Here is an 18,585-nt window from a genome sequence, read left to right as displayed (position 1 = left end):
TAATTTAATGCGTTTAATGAGTACAAAAAATATCTATTTTATTCCCTTTGGTCAAGATGATCCAATTAAAAAACCGAATTCATTAGTGGCAAGAATGGATTCATTACTTGATACAGTGAAATCTTCTATTGAAGGAAAACAACTTCAACCTGTTTTAGTTGAAAAATATCGCGATCTCCAATAAATATTTTAGAAAAAATAGGACTGAATTATTTTTTCTATGTTAGAATGAAGAAAATTGAGTATGTGTCATTAGGATACATACTCGTTACTATGAAAAGAATTATTCAAGCGAAAACCTTTGAATATAAACTTCATTTGACGTAAACTATTTAATAAAAGTGAAAACAGGGATGGTGCAAAAAAAGTGGGGAATAAACAAAGTTATGTAGTAGCTGTAGTAGGTGCAACTGGAGCAGTTGGACAACAAATGATTGCAACATTAGAGAAAAGAAATTTTCCAGTAAAAGAAATTAAATATTTATCTTCAAAACGTTCTGCAGGAACAAAATTAACATATAAAGGTGAAGAAGTAATCGTTCAAGAAGCTACTCCTGAAGCTTTTGAAGGTGTAGATATTGCTTTATTTAGTGCTGGTGGCTCAGTATCAAAAGAACTAGCTCCTGAAGCAGTTAAAAGAGGGGCAGTAGTAGTAGATAACACTAGTGCATTTAGAATGGCTGAAGATGTACCTTTAGTTGTACCTGAAGTAAATGACAAAGATTTATTTAATCATAAAGGTATTATTGCAAATCCTAACTGTTCAACAATCCAAATGGTTGTTGCCCTAGAACCAATTCGTCAATCAATTGGTTTAAATAAAGTAGTAGTTTCAACTTACCAAGCCGTTTCTGGTGCTGGAGTTACAGCAATTGAAGCCTTAAAGGAACAAGCGCAAGCATTCTTAAATGGTGAAGAAGCAACTCCATCAGTATTACCGGTAAAAAGTGGAGAGAAACATTATCAAATTGCTTTTAACGCAATTCCACAAATCGATGTATTTACTGAGAATGGATATACTTATGAAGAAATGAAAATGATTAATGAAACTAAAAAAATCATGCATTTACCTGAATTACAAATTAGCGCAACTTGTGTAAGACTTCCTGTAATTTCTGGTCACTCTGAGTCAGTTTACATTGAAGTTGATAAAGAAGTATCGGTAGCTGAACTAAAATCACTGTTAAGTGATGCACCTGGAATCGTTTTACAAGATGATCCAGAACAACAACTATATCCAATGCCATTTTACAGTATTGGAAGTAATGAAGTATTTGTAGGACGTATCCGTAAAGACCTAGATAATCCATTTGGATTCCATTTATGGATCGTTTCAGATAATCTATTAAAAGGTGCTGCTTGGAATTCAGTGCAAATTGCTGAAAGATTAATTGAGTTAAGCATCATTTAGTGAAAACTGCTAGAGAGGTGCAAGAATGAAAATATTAGTCCAAAAATTTGGAGGGACTTCAGTACGTGACGAAAATGGAAGAAAGCACGCACTTAAGCATATAAAAGAAGCATTAGAAAAAGGATATAAATTAGTAGTAGTTGTTTCTGCTATGGGACGAAAAGGCGAACCATATGCAACAGATACACTATTAAATTTAGTTGGGGCAAAAAAAAGTAAGGTTACACAAAGAGAACTTGATTTATTAATGTCATGTGGTGAAACAATTTCATCAATTGTTTTTTCAAATTTATTGAATGATAACGGTATTCATGCGATGGCAATGACAGGTGCATCTGCAGGTTTCAGAACAAATGATGAATTTGGAAATGCAAAAATTCTTGATATGAAATGTGGTCGTCTTATTAAAGAGCTAGAAAACTATGATGTTGTAGTAGTCGCAGGATTCCAAGGATCAACATCTAATGGTGATATCACGACATTAGGTAGAGGTGGAAGTGATACTTCTGCTTCTGCACTTGGGGTTGCTGTTGGCGCAGAAACAATCGAAATCTTCACTGATGTTGAGGGCGTAATGACAGCAGATCCAAGGATCGTAAAAGAAGCAAGACCATTATCAGTTGTTACTTATGCAGAAATTTGTAATATGGCATATCAAGGAGCGAAAGTAATTCATCCTAGAGCTGTAGAAATCGCGATGCAAGGGAAGGTACCTATTCGAATTCGTTCAACGTATTCAAATAGTTTAGGTACTCTAGTAACATCGAATCCTACACAACGAATTATTGGTGAAAATATTCAAGATCGTTTAATTACAGGGATCGCACATGTACCGAATGTTACGCAAATTAGAGTAACTTCAAAGGAACATACTTTTGATTTACATTCTCAAGTATTTAAAGCAATGGCAAATAAAGGTATAAGTGTAGACTTTATTAATATCTCACCTAATGGTGTAGTATACACTGTAAGTGATGAAGTTGCTTCAAAAGCGATTGATGTATTAAAAGGAATTGGCTATGAGCCTTCATACACAACAGGATGTGCAAAAGTATCAATAGTTGGAGCGGCAATTGCCGGAGTACCTGGCGTAACTTCAAAAATTGTAACTGCACTAGCTGAAAAAGGTATTCAAATTTTACAATCAGCTGACAGTCACACAACTATTTGGGTGCTTGTAAAAAATGAAGATATGGTCGAAGCGGTTACTGCACTTCATGATGCATTTGAACTTAGTTCAGTTAAAATGGATTAATATTTGATCGGAGTGGAACAATGAGTAGATTTGGTAAAATTTCAACAGCGATGGTAACACCATTTGATTCAAAAGGAAATATTGATTTTGCAAAAACAACAAAACTTGTGAACTACTTAATTGAGAATGGAACGGATTCTATCGTAGTTTGTGGAACAACTGGAGAATCTCCAACACTAACTTCTGAAGAAAAATTAGCATTAATTAGTCATGTTGTTTCAACTGCAGATGGAAGAGTACCTGTAATCGCGGGTACAGGGAGTAATAATACTCGTGAAACAGTTGAATTAACGAAAAAAGTTTCTGCTTTAGGTGTAGATGCAATAATGGTAGTTGTACCTTATTATAATAAACCAAACCAAGAGGGACTTTATCAACACTTTAAAGCGGCAGCTGAAAGTACTGAACTGCCTGTAATGTTATATAATGTACCAGGTAGAACAGTTGCCAGCCTTACTGTAGATACAGTTGTAAGATTAGCAGAAATTCCGAATGTAGTTGCAATTAAAGATGCTACTGGTAACTTAAGCATAATGACAGAAATTATTGACCGTACTCCTGAAGATTTTGAATTATATTGTGGTGACGACGGCCTAACGCTTCCTGCATTTGCAATTGGTTCAAAGGGAACAGTTTCAGTTGCATCACACGTGTTAGGAAATGAAATGCAGCAATTAGCTGAAAGCTTCTTCACAGGAGATATGGCTAAAGCACAATTCTTACACCGTAAACTATTACCATTATTTGAAGGATTCTTCATGGCTCCAAGCCCAGGTCCAATCAAAACAGCTTTACAAATGAAAGGTTTAGATGTTGGTGGAGTTCGTTTACCGCTTGTACCACTTTCAGAAGCTGAACGCACAACGATCGGTATATTAATAAATAAATTAGACGAAGCATTACAAAATAATTAATAACAAAACCACTTACAAACAATCCGATTAATTTGGAAGGTGTAAGTGGTTTTTTATTAATGTATGGACTCATCTACAAACATTCCGAATTCCCCTATTGAATCACAATAAATGGCCTCATCATTTCATAGTCCTCGTGCTCCAACATATGACAGTGCCAAACATATAATCCTGTGAATGGCCCAAACCTCATGATTATTCTAGTTACTTGGTTTGGATTAGATTGAACAGTGTCTTTCCATCCACATTCTTGTGGCTTTGGTGGAGTCGGTGGATCTGTGTAATGAATGATCCTATCTTTTTTATACTTTTCTACATCAAAGTTTCTTCGATCTAAGATTTGGAAATCAACTAAGTGAAGATGTATAGGATGAGCATCTGGCGTTAAGTTAATTAAATACCATATTTCGATCGTTCCCAATTTCGGATTTTCTGAAATGGGGGCATCCCATTGTTTATTATCCAATAACATAATTTCTCGTCCAAACTGATCTAACTTGTGATCTAGTGTTAAGTATCGCTCCATTGATGCAGACTGTTCGTTTATTTTTGGAACGGGCACCATATTAGCTGGTATCATACTCGTATCCACGTTTGATAATGGCAAAGTAACTTTAAATTGCATCACTGTTCCCGTATTTTCATCAACAGGTCTTCCAGATGGAAATGGGGTAGGAGCATCATTCTGCATAATAATCTTCTTACCTTCAAGATTAGTAAAATCGATGATTACTTCTGCTCGTTCTGCAGGTGATAACATGAGCTCATTTATTCCAATCGGATGCTGCATGAATCCACCCTCTGTTGCGATTTGATACATAAGTTGACCAGAATCAAGCTTAATTCGAAAAAAGCGTGAGTTAGAACCGTTTAATAACCTAAATCGATATTTTCTTGGTTCCACTTTTAAATAAGGGTGAACTTTACCATTTACGATCACTGTATCACCAATAAATTCAGGGATAATAGACGTTTGTAGTTCTTTGATTGGTTGAACAGGTTGTTCTGGATAATAAAGTGAACCATCATGATTAAAACTTTTATCTTGTATCAATAGCGGGACATCATATTTCCCATTCGGTAAATTTAATGAACTTTCCTTCTGATCACTAATTAGATAGAACCCTGCTAAACCAGCATAAATATTAAGCCTTGTAATGCCAAGTGCATGGTCATGGTACCAAAGCGTAGATGCACAATCGCAATTATCGTATCGATATACTTGCTTTCTAAAATAACGTCCAACCTGTTTATAATCTTTTGTAAACCAAGCTTCAGGATAGCCATCGCTTTCAGGTTCTACACAAGCACCATGTACATGCACTACTGTCCTTACTTGGGGGACATCTTTATGAGCACCATGAACAGTATAGTCTATAGGAAACAAGTGTTTATCTGGGAGATCATTGATCCATTTAATAAACACGATTTCACCTTTTTCTACTCTAATTGTAGGTCCAGGATAGCTTCCTTCATACCCCCAAACAGTTGAGTCATTTAACTCACTATGGAGCGATTGCTTAAACTCCGTCATCTTTACTTCATAATAAGTATAAAAATGATCTTTCCAGCGAGGCTTTAAAATTGGTGGAATGGGTAGTTCATCTACGAATTTAGTGAGATTCAATTTTTTTGATCGATCTTCCTTATTGTTCTATTGGTTACTATATGTGGAATTAAATTGATCTACACCGTTATTAATGGGAGGATTGGTATGTTGTTTGGATATGTTGTTCAAATTATGTGACTCTCTTTCATTAAAATTCATTCACATCCTCCTTTTCTAAATTATTCATATTCCTGTATTAACTAAAAATTGACCATTCAATAAGTAAAAATCCTTAAACTGTTGGAATTATATTCGGTCGATAGGAAAAGCTTAATGAATTCTTTTTACAGTGGTAGTTGATAGTTCAATTAAAACTGTGGCTATGTGTCTTAATCTAAAAAAATATCCAATTATACGTAGCACTACAAAATAATAAACCACTTATGTACGATCCATCTTATTAGGATGTTATAAGTGGTTTTTTTGTTTTTTAGCAAGTAACTGAATTTCTAATTCAATAAACTAGAATGAAGCATAGGAAAAAATTACTAATCAATTGAACTGAATACGACATTAAACCTCAAAATCTTCATATATCTATATGGTAAAAATTGTAAATTTTTCTATTGGGTAGATACATACTCAAAATTAACTTTGTCCACATATATTGCTTGTACAGAACACGTCCAAAAACTTTATTTCTATCTATGTAGATGTAATTATTAGCGCTTCATTACGGACAAGTATAATGAGACAAACGTCAAACCTTCTTCTGAGTTTACGTTTAATTTTATTCTAATGCTCACAAAGTAGTCCGCTCTTTTCACATTAATTAAATTCCTAATCTACAGTTGCTATAGTAATAAATGTTTTAATATTAAAATTTTTATTAGCCTTAATTATAGGAAAAGAAAGAGGAATATAGATGTCAACATATGATCCAAGAAGAAAACGTATACCTTTTTATAAAGCTACTAACAAAAGTAGTAGTTCAAATGAAACTATTAGTGAAGTTAGTACTAATAACACTGATTCAACTGATCTTACTACTAATGTCAGTTCAAATATAAGTAATTCAACTGATAGCAATGCTAATGTAATCAATTTTGGTACAAACAGATCTGCTAATAGCAGCTTCAATGGTGTTAGTATTAATGGTAATATCATTACTAATTGCAAAATTACTAATTGTAAAATTACAAATTGCAAGATTACAAATAGTATAATATCGAATAGCACTATAATTAATAGTACAATTTCTAATAGCAGTATCACTGATAGTAGCATAATTGATGGTAGTATGAGTGATGACAGTTCTAGTGATGACAGTTCTAGTGATTCGACTGATATCAATGCAGATGACAGTAACGAAGCCGAATTTATTGCAATTGAAAATAGTTCAAATGAAAGCATTACAATTAAACAAAGTAAAGACGGTTTTGTGATCAATATTCCATTTCTTGGAGAAATTGATGGAATTAATCAGGATGAATTAAATTCAAGTCAAGAGTCGATAGGAAATGATGAAGAGGATTAGAGTTTTAATAAATTATAGTTTTCATCCAGTTTAATTTCTTACTTTGAAGACAAAACAAGACCGATCCTTAATAAAGTATCGGTTTTTCTATTTTTGGTTTATATTTAGATCAAGGAAGGTAATTAAAAAGAGGAATTCATAATTGTAGAACGAAAAATTAGTAGTATAAAGTTTATTACCTGTAGAAGAAATCAGTTACCATTCATTTTATTAATATCATTGTGTTAATAATTGATTAAAAATTCATACCCAAAGTAATCCGATTTTCCTATTTAAGGAAGAATGTATCTTGTTTTACCTGTTCGGACTAGGATATAATGTTTGTAAGATTTTGAACGGTCTGTAAATTTAAAGAACTAACTAGGAGGAACAGGTTGTGGTGAAGGAAATGAAGGAACAAGTAAAAGTTTTTGCCCTTGGTGGGGTAGGAGAAATCGGAAAAAACATGTATATAGTCGAAGTTGGTGAATTGATTTACGTGTTAGATGCAGGTTTAAAATTTCCTGACCAAGAAATGTACGGAATAGATCATGTCATACCTGATGTAAGTTATTTAGAGAAAAACGCACATAAAGTTGTAGGTGTTTTTATATCACATGGACATGAAGATCATATTGGTGCGATTCCATATATTATGAATAAACTTCCACAGGTAAAGTTTTACACTAATAAATTAGCTTATTTATTTATAAGAGAAAAATTAAGTGAAAAGGGTATTAAAAACCTTGAGCAATTTGAACTATATGACGAAACCACTTTATTAACATTTGAAAATAGTTCAATTAGTTTTTTTAGGACTACTCATAGTATTCCTGATTCATTTGGATTTTGTGTAAATACACCACAAGGTGCGGTCGTTTTTACTGGAGACTTTAAATTTGATCAATCTAAAAGTCCTTATCCAGGTGCTGATTTAGGCAAACTAGCATTAATAGGAGATAAAGGTGTATTATGTTTGCTATCTGATAGCACAAACGCAGAAAGACAAGGGTTTTCGGGGTCTGAGAAGAAAGTATCGGAAGAAATTAAAAAAGAAATAATGAATGCAAAAGGAAGAGTTTTAGTAGCTTGCTTTTCTTCAAATATATATCGTATCCAACAAGTTATTAATGCAAGTGTAGCGGCTGGTAGAAAACTAGCAGTAGTCGGAAGTAGTATGATGAAATCGATTGAAATAGCGAAGGAATTAGATTATTTAGCGATTCCTGATGATTTAATGATTTCAGTTGTTGATACAGATAATTATAAAGAAAGAGATATTGTCATCCTAACAACAGGTACACAAGGAGAACCGATGGCAGCCCTTTCAAAAATTGCTAAAGGTACGCATAAACAAGTTTCAATTCGAAAAGGTGATACTGTACTAATGGCAGCAACACCTATTCCAGGAAATGAAATGTTAGTTGCATCTTCTGTTAATCTATTATTTAGAGCTGGCGCAAATGTTATTTATGGCTATAAAAAGGTACACGTATCTGGTCATGGCTATGAAGAGGAATTAAAATTAATGCTTGAATTGATGAAGCCAAAATATTTCATACCAGTTCATGGTGAATATCGAATGCAAAAAGCACATTCACATATTGCAGAAGAAGTAGGGATCGCAAAAGAAGATATTTTTATTGTTGAAAAAGGGGACATCGTTTCGTTTAAAAATGGTCAAGCGTCTCGAACTGAAAAAGTCGAAGTTGGCAACGTTTTAATAGACGGTATAGGTGTCGGTGATGTTGGAAATATCGTATTACGTGATCGTAAGTTACTTTCTCAAGATGGAATACTAATCGTTGTGGTAACGTTTAACAAGCAAAAGAAAGCAATCATATCTGGTCCAGAAATTATAACTCGCGGCTTTGTATATGTTCGTGAGTCCGAAAAATTAATAACTAGATCAACTGAAATTGTAAAAGACATCACAGAAAAAATGTTACAGAACGATCAAATTGAATGGACATTATTAAAAAATTCAATTAGAGATGGATTAAGCGCTTACTTATATGAAGAAACAAAAAGAAGACCAATGATTCTTCCAATATTAATGGAAGTATAATTTTAAATGGTTAGGTACTTCTTATTCCAATATGGGTATGATTTCCTTATTATTTTCACATACTAACTTGTATGAAAAATGATAGGGGGAACCGTTTTGACAAATTCAAATAATGAAACACCTATTCCAAACGAAGAAGCACCTCCAAAGCCAAATGATCAAAAGGATATGAGCATTGTTGAAAAAATTCAGCAGTTAGGACAAACAAATGTTCCAGCAAGCAATGATTCAAAAATCCATTGTCTAACGATAATTGGTCAAATTGAAGGGCATGTAGCATTGCCACCTCAAAATAAGACAACTAAATATGAACATTTAATCCCGCAATTAGTTGCAATTGAACAAAATCCTAAGATTGAGGGATTATTAATTGTTCTAAATACTGTCGGTGGAGATGTGGAAGCAGGACTTGCAATATCAGAAATGATTGCGACATTAACGAAACCTACAGTATCAATCGTTTTAGGCGGTGGACATAGTATCGGAGTACCAATTGCAGTAAGTACTGACTATTCATATATTGCTGAAACGGCAACAATGACGATCCATCCAATTCGTCTAACTGGATTAGTAATTGGTGTACCTCAAACGTTTGAATATCTTGATAAAATGCAAGAAAGGGTAACTCGTTTTGTTACGAAGCATTCAAATATTACGGAAGAACGTTTCAAGGAATTAATGTTTACAAAAGGTAATTTAACAAGAGATATTGGCTCAAATGTAGTCGGTGGAGATGCAGTAAAATATGGACTAATTGATGATGTAGGTGGGATTGGGCAAGCACTAAGTAAATTGCAGGAATTAATTGACGAACGAAAAGAAAAGTCAAATAAAGAGGAGAATGAATTTTGATTCTTTATACAATAATGCCAATTGAATCGATTTTTCCTGTTGATCAACAAGAATACACATCGCAGCAGTTTTTGGAATACAATGGTGTTCCAATGTTGGTTGATAGTGTTGGGGGTACAGCTTTTGAAATTAAAAGAATTGTAAGTACCGATCCGCAGCATTTTATGCAATATACACCTGGTCAAAGAATTTTAGTTCTTCCAACTTGAGGTAATTATTAACAATACATGGTAAACATATGTTCTGATATGTTATAATAAATTCAATTTAAGAAAGCAGCCAAAAGGCTGCTTTCTTTGGCGAATCTGCAAATTTAGATGGGGGTGAATTACATGGCAAAGCAGAAGCAGCAAAAGTCAAAAGCTCGAAAATCAGTAAGTGGCAATGGTTCAATATGGTATGAAATTAGTGGATTAATATTTTTAGCACTATCAATCGTAACTATTTTAAAGCTTGGTATTGTAGGTAAATCCTTTGTATTATTCTTGAGATTCTTCTTTGGGGAATGGTACATGCTTAGTTTTCTTTTTATAATCGGTTTATCTGCATATAGCATAATTTATCGAAAAAGACCTCCATTTGTTTCGAGCATTACGATTGGTGGATTGTTAATCTTCTTTAGTATATTGATGTTTAGTCATGTTACTCTATTTGATTTATTAGCAAAAAATAATCAATTTCATGATCAATCTGTCATAAAAAGTACGCTAGATTTATTCTTAATTGAAGCCAAAGGTAAAATTAGTACGATAGATCTTGGTGGAGGTATGATTGGAGCGATACTTTTTGCAGTTTTATATTTCTTATTTGATCGAACCGGTGCAATTTTATTTGGAATCATTGCAGTTGTTGCGGGAATTTTGTTTATTACTGGTAAGCCACTTGGTGGTTATGTATATCAATATATAATGCCAAAAGTAAGAAATTTAATTTCAGATAGCTGGAAGGATTTCGCAAATTTCTGGAAACGTGGTCGTGAACAAAAAACTACTAGTAGACGAGCTGAGGCTAAACAAAAGAGAAAAGCAAGGAAAGATTCATATGAAGACAATGATAATGTTGAGGAAGTGTCAAATGGTAATAGTTTAAATTATCAAGTTAAAAATTCATATGAAGATGAGATTATCGAGCCGAAAAAAGAAATTCAAATTGAATATTCTCCTACATATCAGCCACCAAAGGAACCAGAATTGATAATCGCAAATAATTCAAATCAACTCCAGGCACATTTTGTAGAGGAAGACGATCAGTCAATCGAATTGCCAGTTGCAGAAGTTGGAATTGATGATAAGGTAGATTACGTATTACCATCAATGGATTTATTAGCCTACCCAAAAGGCGCTAAAAAACGTGAAAATGAATCTAAATTAAAGGAAAATGCGGACAAGCTTGAAAGAACATTTCAAAGTTTCGGTGTAAAGGCTACAGTAACAAAAGTACATCATGGACCTGCTGTAACAAAATATGAAGTATATCCTGAAGCAGGGGTTAAGGTTAGTCGTATTGTAAATCTTAGTGATGATTTAGCACTTGCACTTGCAGCCAAAGACATTCGAATTGAAGCTCCGATTCCTGGTAAATCTGCGGTTGGAATTGAAGTTCCTAATACGAATGTAACGACTGTATTACTAAGAGAAGTTCTCGAAGCAAAAAATCCAAAATTACAAAATCCATTAGCTGTATCGTTAGGAAAAGATATTGCCGGTGATGCTGTATTTGCAGAGCTTAATAAAATGCCGCATTTACTAGTAGCTGGGGCGACAGGTAGTGGGAAAAGTGTATGTATAAATGGAATCATTGTTAGTATCCTAATGAATGCAAAACCATCTGAAGTAAAGCTAATGTTAATCGATCCGAAGATGGTTGAATTGAATAATTATAATGGTATTCCTCATTTGCTAACTCCGGTTGTAACAAATCCTAAAAAGGCTTCACAAGCGTTACGAAAAGTTGTTAGTGAAATGGAAAGAAGATATGAGCTTTTTTCTCATTCAGGTACTAGAAATATCGAGGGTTATAACGAATTAACTAAACAAAATAATTCGATGACTGATTCGAAACAACCTTTATTACCATTTATTGTCGTGATTGTTGATGAGTTAGCTGACTTAATGATGGTAGCTTCGAGTGACGTGGAAGATTCCATCACTAGATTAGCTCAAATGGCTCGTGCAGCGGGTATTCACTTAATTATTGCTACACAAAGACCGTCAGTAGACGTTATCACTGGTGTTATTAAAGCAAATATACCTTCTCGAATTGCTTTTAGTGTATCTTCTCAAACAGATTCTCGTACAATACTTGATACTGGTGGAGCAGAAAAACTATTAGGAAGAGGAGATATGTTATATCAACCAATTGGTGCATCTAAACCAATACGAGTACAAGGAGCATTTTTATCCGATGATGAAGTTGAAAGAGTAGTCGAGTTTTCAATCTCTCAACAAAAGGCTCAATACCAAGAAGAAATGATGGTAAAAGAGGAAAAAGATGGGAAATCCGAAGTGAATGATGATCTTTATAATGAAGCTGTTGAGTTAGTAACAAATATGCAATCAGCCTCGGTATCACTACTACAAAGAAGATTTAGAATTGGATATACAAGAGCCGCCAGATTAATTGATGCTATGGAAGATAATGGTATAGTCGGTCCGTATGAAGGTAGTAAACCTAGGGAAGTATTAATTAGTAAACCAGTGGAAGATGAGCAAGCCTTGTCTTAACAAAAAGAAAAAATTGTCGAAACATTATTGACATTTTTAGACATAGAATGATATTATTTCTTCAGATAAATTGATAGTCCTCATATAATATCGACATGATGGGTCGGAAGTTTCTACATTGCAACCAATATTTGCAATACTATGGGGAAAAAGCATTATTATGGAGAAATGATTTATATTTACGAAATCAAAAACTCTTATAATCTAGCTTTTTCACTAAGTGGAACTGTAGATTATAAGAGTTTTTTTTATGTTAAATATGAAAAATGATTCATTAACGTAATAAAAAATAAAGCGTTTACAAAAAAGTGTTGAAATGAGTAAAAAATAACAGTATAGTAAAGAAGGATTATACGACAGATGTCTAACAACTGATGTCTGAAATCCGAAGTTTGGGGGATGGGAAATGAAGATTAAAACAGACACCAGATTACTTTATCTCCAAGTGATGGATCGAATAAAACAAGATATTGAGAATGGTATTTATTTGCCACATCATAAGTTACCATCAGAGTATGAGTTATCTAAAATATTTGGAGTAAGCAGAGCAACATTAAGAGAAGCATTAAGAGTTTTAGAAGAAGAAAATATCTTAGTTAGAAGACACGGAGTCGGGACATTTGTGAAACCGAAACCAATTTTTAGGACAGGCATTGAACAATTAAGTAGTGTCTCAGAAATGATTGTAGATGCAGGTAAAGAACCCGGTACAATCTTCTTATCTTCTAAACTATTAGTTCCTACGAAAGATGATTTAAAAAGCTTCACAATCACAGAAGATGATCGTATGCACGTAGTAGAAAGAATTCGAACAGCAAATGGTGAACCTGTAGTTTATTGCATTGATAAATTACCGACTAATTATTTTAAACAGGTTCCATCATATGAAGATCATTCGTTCTTTTCATTCATTAAAAAAGAAACTGGACGAAATATCGAATATTCAAGTGCAAGAATTGAACCAATAGGTTACCACGATAAAGTTTCTCCTTTATTACAGTGTGAACCAGATGTTTCATTATTATTAATCGAACAGTTACATTTTGACGATTTAAACCGTGCAGTTTTACATTCTTATAATTACTTCAGAGCGGATCAGTTCAGTTTTAATGTTTTAAGAAAACGAAATTAAATTGCATAGCCAAAATTATATTTACGAAAAATAAGTTTTGGCTGGTTTTCAAATATTGTTTACTGAAATTTCATTAAATTATTAGGGAGGTGGATCGTTAAGATAACGATTATAAACCAAGCTAGTACAAATGTAAATAAAAATTTAAGGGGGCAAAATTTTTATGAAGATGAAAAAAGCTGGTCTTGTTCTTTCAATGGCCTTAGCAGCAGGTACAATTTTAGGTGCTTGTGGTAAAGGTGGAGATACAAAAGACGCAAAAGGCGCATTTAAAGTAGGGATGGTAACTGACTCGGGTACAATTGATGATAAGTCATTTAACCAAGGTACTTGGGAAGGGATCCAAGCTGGAGCTAAAGATTTAGGTTTCAATCTTAAGCAAGATACAAAATACTTAAAACCTGCTGGTGAAACTGAAGCAGATTACTTAAAAGAAATCGGAAACTTAAATGATGCGGGCTTTAAATTTATCGTTACTCCAGGTTTTAAATTTGAAACAGCGATTTTTAAAGCACAAGATAAATATAAAGATGACAAATTTGTAATTATCGATGGTACACCACACTCTGCTAAAGACTATACTCCAGATGTAAAGAAAAACACAGTTTCAATTTTCTTCTCAGAACATGAAGCTGGCTACCTAGCTGGTATTGCAACAGCAGTTCAATTAAAGACTGGTGATGTTGGATTTATCGGTGGTATGGAAATTCCAGCAGTTCAAAAATATAACTGGGGATTCCAACAAGGTATTAAATATGCAAACGAAAAACTTGGAACAAGCATTTCTTTAAAAGCTAATAACGTAGTATATTCTGGAAGCTTTACAGACAAAGCAGCAGGTCAGCAAATTGCAGCTCAAATGTATGACCGTGGCGTAAAAGCAATTTTCTCTGCAGCAGGTGGAGTAGGACAAGGTGCTATAACTGAAGCTAAAAACAGAGTAGCTAGTGGTAAAGAAGCATGGGTTGTTGGTGTTGACGTAGATCAATACTCTGATGGTGTTTATAAAGATAACAAATCAGTAATTTTAACTTCAGCTATGAAAGGTGTAGCTAAAGCAGCTTCTGATATGGTAAAAGCTGAAAAAGATAAAAAATTCCCTGGTGGACAAACTTTAACTTACGATGCAAAAAATGATGGTATTGGTTTACCAAAAGAAAATCCAAACTTAAGTTCTGATACTTTAACAAAAGTTGAAGATGTATTTAACAAAATTAAGTCTGGTGAAATTGTAGTAGCAAGTGAAAGAGGAAATTTAATTAAGTAATTAAACTTCCAATTAATAAATGATAGAAGAAGCATAGGAAAGGAAACCCTTTTATATGCTTCTTCTACCCTAAAAATGATTTTGGCTTTCATGCCTTAATCAATTGTAAGCACTTATATTGGTAAAGTTTCCAATTGATTAGGGCGTGACTATCGGGTGAGAGAGTAAAGCCCTCCCTAAATAAAAAATATAGAAAAATATTTCGAAATCAAGTAAAACTTTAAAAATAAATGACTTCGTAATATCAAGGAGGAAAATTATGGAATATGTAGTGGAGATGCTAAATATAACAAAAGAGTTTCCTGGCATTATAGCGAATGATAATATTACACTACGATTAAAAAAAGGGGAAGTTCATGCTTTATTAGGTGAAAACGGAGCAGGGAAATCAACTTTAATGTCCGTCCTTTTTGGAATGTACACACCTGAAAAAGGAATTATAAAAGTAAAAGGTAAAGAAGTTAAAATTTCAAATCCAAATGTTGCAAATGAACTAGGAATCGGAATGGTTCACCAACATTTTAAATTAGTTTCAAATTTTACTGTAACAGAAAATATTATTCTAGGTCTTGAACCTAAAAAGGGTCTAGTAGTAGATATCAAGACTGCAGCAAAACGTATTGAAGAGCTTTCTAAAACTTACGGATTAAATGTAGATCCATATGCAAAGATTGAAGATATTACAGTAGGGATGCAACAAAGAGTCGAAATTTTAAAAACTTTATACCGTAATGCTGAAGTACTAATCCTAGATGAGCCAACAGCTGTACTTACTCCACAAGAGATACAAGATTTAATGAAGATTATTAAAAATTTAATTAATGAAGGCAAGTCAATCATTATCATTACTCATAAATTAAAAGAAATTAAAGCTGTTGCAGATCAATGTACAGTAATTCGTCACGGAAAATACATTGGTACTGTTGATGTAAAACAAACTTCTGAATCTGAAATGGCATCTATGATGGTCGGACGTCAGGTGTCTTTCAAGGTAGATAAGGTAGAATCCAAACCTGGTGAAGTTGTACTAGATGTAAATAATTTAAGTGTCAAAAATAATAAAAAAGTTTTAGGTTTAAAAAATGCTACTCTTCAAGTTCGAGCAGGTGAAATCGTTGGGATTGCTGGAGTAGAAGGAAATGGACAATCTGAACTTGTTGAAGCAATTACAGGGTTAAGACCGATTGAAGAAGGTACTATTTTATTAAAAAATCAAGATATTACAAAACACAGTATACGCGAGCGAATTAAAAGCGGTATTGCACATATTCCAGAGGATCGTCAAAAAAGAGGACTTGTTCTTGAATATACAATTGAAGAAAACGTTGTTCTAGAGATTTATAATCAAGAACCATTCTCTAAATATGGAATTTTAGATAAAGCTGCGATTGCCAAACATGCAAAGAAAATCATTGAAGAATTCGATGTACGCTCTGGTGAAGGTGCTAAAACAGTCGTTGAATCAATGTCTGGAGGAAACCAGCAAAAAGCAATCATTGGTCGCGAAATTGAACTTAAGCCTGAGTTATTAATTGCATGTCAGCCAACACGTGGATTGGATGTTGGTTCGATTGAGTATATTCACAAGAGATTAATAGAGCAAAGAGATAGTGGAAAAGCTGTTCTACTAATCTCGTTAGAGCTAGATGAAGTTCTTAATTTATCTGACCGCATTGCAATCGTAAATGCTGGTGAAATCGTTGATATCGTTAATGCCAAAGACACAAATGAAGATGAGTTAGGATTAATGATGGCTGGTATAAGGAGAGGTGAAGGGGCATGAAAAAGGGAGGAATCATTTCTTTAATTGCCGTAGTATTAGGTTTACTAGCTGGAGCTTTATTAATTTTTGTAACAGGTAATGATCCAGTTGAAGGGTTTACTTATTTATTCCAAGGTGGATTAAAAGATCCGGAGCGTATTGGTAATACATTTGCTACTGCTACTCCGTTAATTTTAACAGGACTTTCTGTTGCATTTGCATTCAGAACAGGTTTATTTAATATTGGTGCAGCTGGTCAAATGCTTTTCGCAGGATTTTGTGCTTCAGCAGTAGGATTAACTGTCGATTTACCTACTCTAATCCTAGTTCCGATTATGGTAATTGTAGCCTTTATTGCAGGTGCAGCTTGGGCATTTATTCCAGGACTACTAAAAGCTAAGTTCAATGTTCACGAAGTAGTTTCTACGATTATGATGAACTGGATTGCATACTGGACTGTTTATTATTTAGTACCACAATATTTTAAAGGTAGTACTGAAACAGAGTCAAAAATGCTTGCAGATGCTGCGACATTAAAAATGCCATTTTTATCAAATTTATTTGGTGGTTCATATATTAACTTCGGTTTATTTATCGCCGTTATTATGGTAATCGTTGTTTCATTTATTATTAATCGTACAGTATTAGGGTATGAATTAAAAGCTGTAGGTTACAACCGTAGTGCTGCTGAATACGCGGGTATTTCAGTAAATAGAAATGTTATTTTATCAATGATGATTTCAGGTGGACTTGCTGGGTTAGCAGGTGTTGTTCAATTCGCTGGTAATGCATCACTAATTCAAATAGGTGTTTTACCTACCGAAGGATTCGACGGAATTGCCGTGGCCCTTTTAGGAATGAATACACCGATTGGCGTATTTTTCTCAGCTATTTTCTTTGGACTATTATATTCTGGTAAAGGCTTTATGAGTGCAATGACTTCAATTCCACCAGATATTGCTGATGTTATCATTGCAATCATTATTTATTTCTCAGCAACTAGTATTTTAATTAAAAAAGTTATAGATCGAGTATCCAAATCACGCAAGTACAAAAACAGCAATGTAGGAGAGAAGGTGAAATAAGGCATGGATTTAATTATACAAATTTTCCCATATGCAATTGCCTATACGATTCCATTATTAATCGTAGCATTAGGTGGTTTATTTTCTGAGCGAAGCGGTGTCGTAAATATTGGTTTAGAAGGTTTAATGGTTGTTGGTGGTTTCGCTAGTGCCTTGACAATTTCAAAACTTCAAGAAACTCATCAAGGTGAAGTTTGGGTAATCTGGGTAGGAATTCTTGTGGCAGTTCTTACAGGTGCTTTATTTTCTTTACTACATGCTTTTGCAAGTATAAATTTACACGCAGATCAAGTAATTAGTGGTATCGCAATTAATATGATTGCAGGTGCTTTAACAATTTTCTTAGCAAGAAATATTACTGGATCAGGAAACATCAGTATTAACGGTATTACACGTACTGATATTCCAGTCTTAAAGGACATTCCAATTCTCGGAGATTTATTGTTTAAAAACACGTATTCTACAACATGGTTAGTAATCGGAATTCTAATCATTAGTACATTTATACTTTATAAAACTCGTTTAGGCTTACGTCTACGTGCATGTGGTGAATACCCACAAGCAGCTGATGCAGCAGGTATTAACGTATACCGTATTCGTTACCTTGGTGTTATTATTTCTGGTGCATTTTCTGGATTAGGTGGAGCAATTATTTTAGTAACATACTCTGGCGAATTTACAGGAAGTGTTGCAGGTCTTGGTTTCTTAGCAATTGCTGCATTAATTTTTGGACAGTGGAAACCACTTGGTATTTTAGCAGCGACATTATTCTTTGGTGTAGCTACAACAATTGCCAATGTATCGCAAGTTATTCCAAGTTTAGCTCATATACCACCATTAGCATTAAAGTTATTCCCATACGTAGTAACTTTAATCGCATTAGTTATATTCTCAAAAACATCTCAAGCACCAAAATCAGTTGGTGTTGCATATGAAAAAGGTAAACGATAAATAATTGTTTTTGAAGCTTCCTATTTAATTAGGAAGCTTTTTTTATTCTGTTTAAAAGGATGTTGTCAATTAATTACGAATAATATCGTTGTTATTGATT

At 33.7% G+C, this 18,585-nt stretch carries 14 protein-coding genes, 1 pseudogene and 1 riboswitch; of the genes and pseudogenes, 14 read left to right on the top strand and 1 reads right to left on the bottom strand.

All coding sequences use genetic code 11. The features are described 5' to 3' along the window. From spoVFB to dapA, 4 genes and pseudogenes are all read left to right on the top strand, one after another. Positions 1-184: pseudogene (gene spoVFB / locus EP747_RS06680) on the top strand (dipicolinate synthase subunit B); the annotation flags it as partial. A 183-nt stretch (positions 185-367) separates the two neighbouring features. Next, a complete protein-coding gene (asd, locus tag EP747_RS06675; protein ID WP_129689101.1) occupies positions 368-1,411 on the top strand; it encodes an aspartate-semialdehyde dehydrogenase in 1,044 nt (347 codons plus the stop codon). 25 nt (positions 1,412-1,436) lie between these two features. After that, positions 1,437-2,666, top strand: a complete 1,230-nt coding sequence (dapG, locus tag EP747_RS06670) for an aspartate kinase (protein WP_129689100.1) — start codon at positions 1,437-1,439, stop codon at positions 2,664-2,666. Between the two features lie 20 nt (positions 2,667-2,686). Beyond that, the gene (gene dapA, locus EP747_RS06665) at positions 2,687-3,580 is read left to right on the top strand and encodes a 4-hydroxy-tetrahydrodipicolinate synthase (protein WP_129689099.1); all 894 of its coding nucleotides are present in this window, start codon (positions 2,687-2,689) and stop codon (positions 3,578-3,580) included. A 94-nt stretch (positions 3,581-3,674) separates the two neighbouring features. Here the strand turns inward: dapA and EP747_RS06660 are convergent, their stop codons facing one another. Next, a complete protein-coding gene (locus EP747_RS06660; protein ID WP_129689098.1) occupies positions 3,675-5,207 on the bottom strand; it encodes a multicopper oxidase family protein in 1,533 nt (510 codons plus the stop codon). Positions 5,208-6,054: 847 nt separating this feature from the next. Here EP747_RS06660 and EP747_RS06655 point away from each other — a divergent pair. From EP747_RS06655 to EP747_RS06610, 10 genes are all read left to right on the top strand, one after another. Next, a complete protein-coding gene (locus EP747_RS06655) occupies positions 6,055-6,666 on the top strand; it encodes a hypothetical protein (protein WP_129689097.1) in 612 nt (203 codons plus the stop codon). A 376-nt stretch (positions 6,667-7,042) separates the two neighbouring features. Further along, entirely contained in the window at positions 7,043-8,713 is a 1,671-nt protein-coding gene (locus tag EP747_RS06650) for a ribonuclease J (RefSeq protein WP_129689096.1), read from the top strand. A gap of 168 nt (positions 8,714-8,881) precedes the next feature. Next, positions 8,882-9,565 (top strand): ClpP family protease, encoded by a 684-nt coding sequence (locus tag EP747_RS06645; protein WP_235832781.1) that lies wholly within the window; start codon positions 8,882-8,884, stop codon positions 9,563-9,565. Beyond that, positions 9,562-9,774 (top strand): YlzJ-like family protein, encoded by a 213-nt coding sequence (locus EP747_RS06640; protein WP_025568559.1) that lies wholly within the window; start codon positions 9,562-9,564, stop codon positions 9,772-9,774. Before EP747_RS06645 ends, EP747_RS06640 begins: the two co-directional genes overlap by 4 nt. A gap of 123 nt (positions 9,775-9,897) precedes the next feature. Beyond that, positions 9,898-12,288 carry a DNA translocase FtsK gene (locus EP747_RS06635; protein WP_129689094.1) on the top strand — a complete coding sequence of 797 codons (2,391 nt, stop codon included), beginning with the start codon at positions 9,898-9,900 and terminating at the stop codon, positions 12,286-12,288. A gap of 60 nt (positions 12,289-12,348) precedes the next feature. Next, positions 12,349-12,450: riboswitch (purine riboswitch) on the top strand. Between the two features lie 244 nt (positions 12,451-12,694). Then, the gene (locus EP747_RS06630) at positions 12,695-13,420 is read left to right on the top strand and encodes a GntR family transcriptional regulator (protein WP_129689093.1); all 726 of its coding nucleotides are present in this window, start codon (positions 12,695-12,697) and stop codon (positions 13,418-13,420) included. Between the two features lie 169 nt (positions 13,421-13,589). Further along, the gene (locus EP747_RS06625; protein WP_205753813.1) at positions 13,590-14,687 is read left to right on the top strand and encodes a BMP family lipoprotein; all 1,098 of its coding nucleotides are present in this window, start codon (positions 13,590-13,592) and stop codon (positions 14,685-14,687) included. A gap of 259 nt (positions 14,688-14,946) precedes the next feature. Beyond that, positions 14,947-16,470, top strand: coding sequence for an ABC transporter ATP-binding protein (locus EP747_RS06620; protein ID WP_129689091.1), 1,524 nt, complete (start codon positions 14,947-14,949; stop codon positions 16,468-16,470). Further along, positions 16,467-17,534, top strand: a complete 1,068-nt coding sequence (locus EP747_RS06615) for an ABC transporter permease (protein WP_129689090.1) — start codon at positions 16,467-16,469, stop codon at positions 17,532-17,534. Before EP747_RS06620 ends, EP747_RS06615 begins: the two co-directional genes overlap by 4 nt. Before the next feature lie 3 nt (positions 17,535-17,537). Further along, on the top strand, positions 17,538-18,485 hold the full coding sequence (locus EP747_RS06610) for an ABC transporter permease (protein ID WP_129689089.1): 948 nt from the start codon (positions 17,538-17,540) through the stop codon (positions 18,483-18,485). The last annotated feature ends 100 nt before the right edge of the window (positions 18,486-18,585 follow it).

The sequence above is a fragment of the Gottfriedia acidiceleris genome (genome assembly GCF_004138285.1).
GTDB lineage: Bacteria > Bacillota > Bacilli > Bacillales > Bacillaceae_G > Gottfriedia > Gottfriedia acidiceleris_A.
This window is presented reverse-complemented; position numbering and strand designations above follow the sequence as displayed.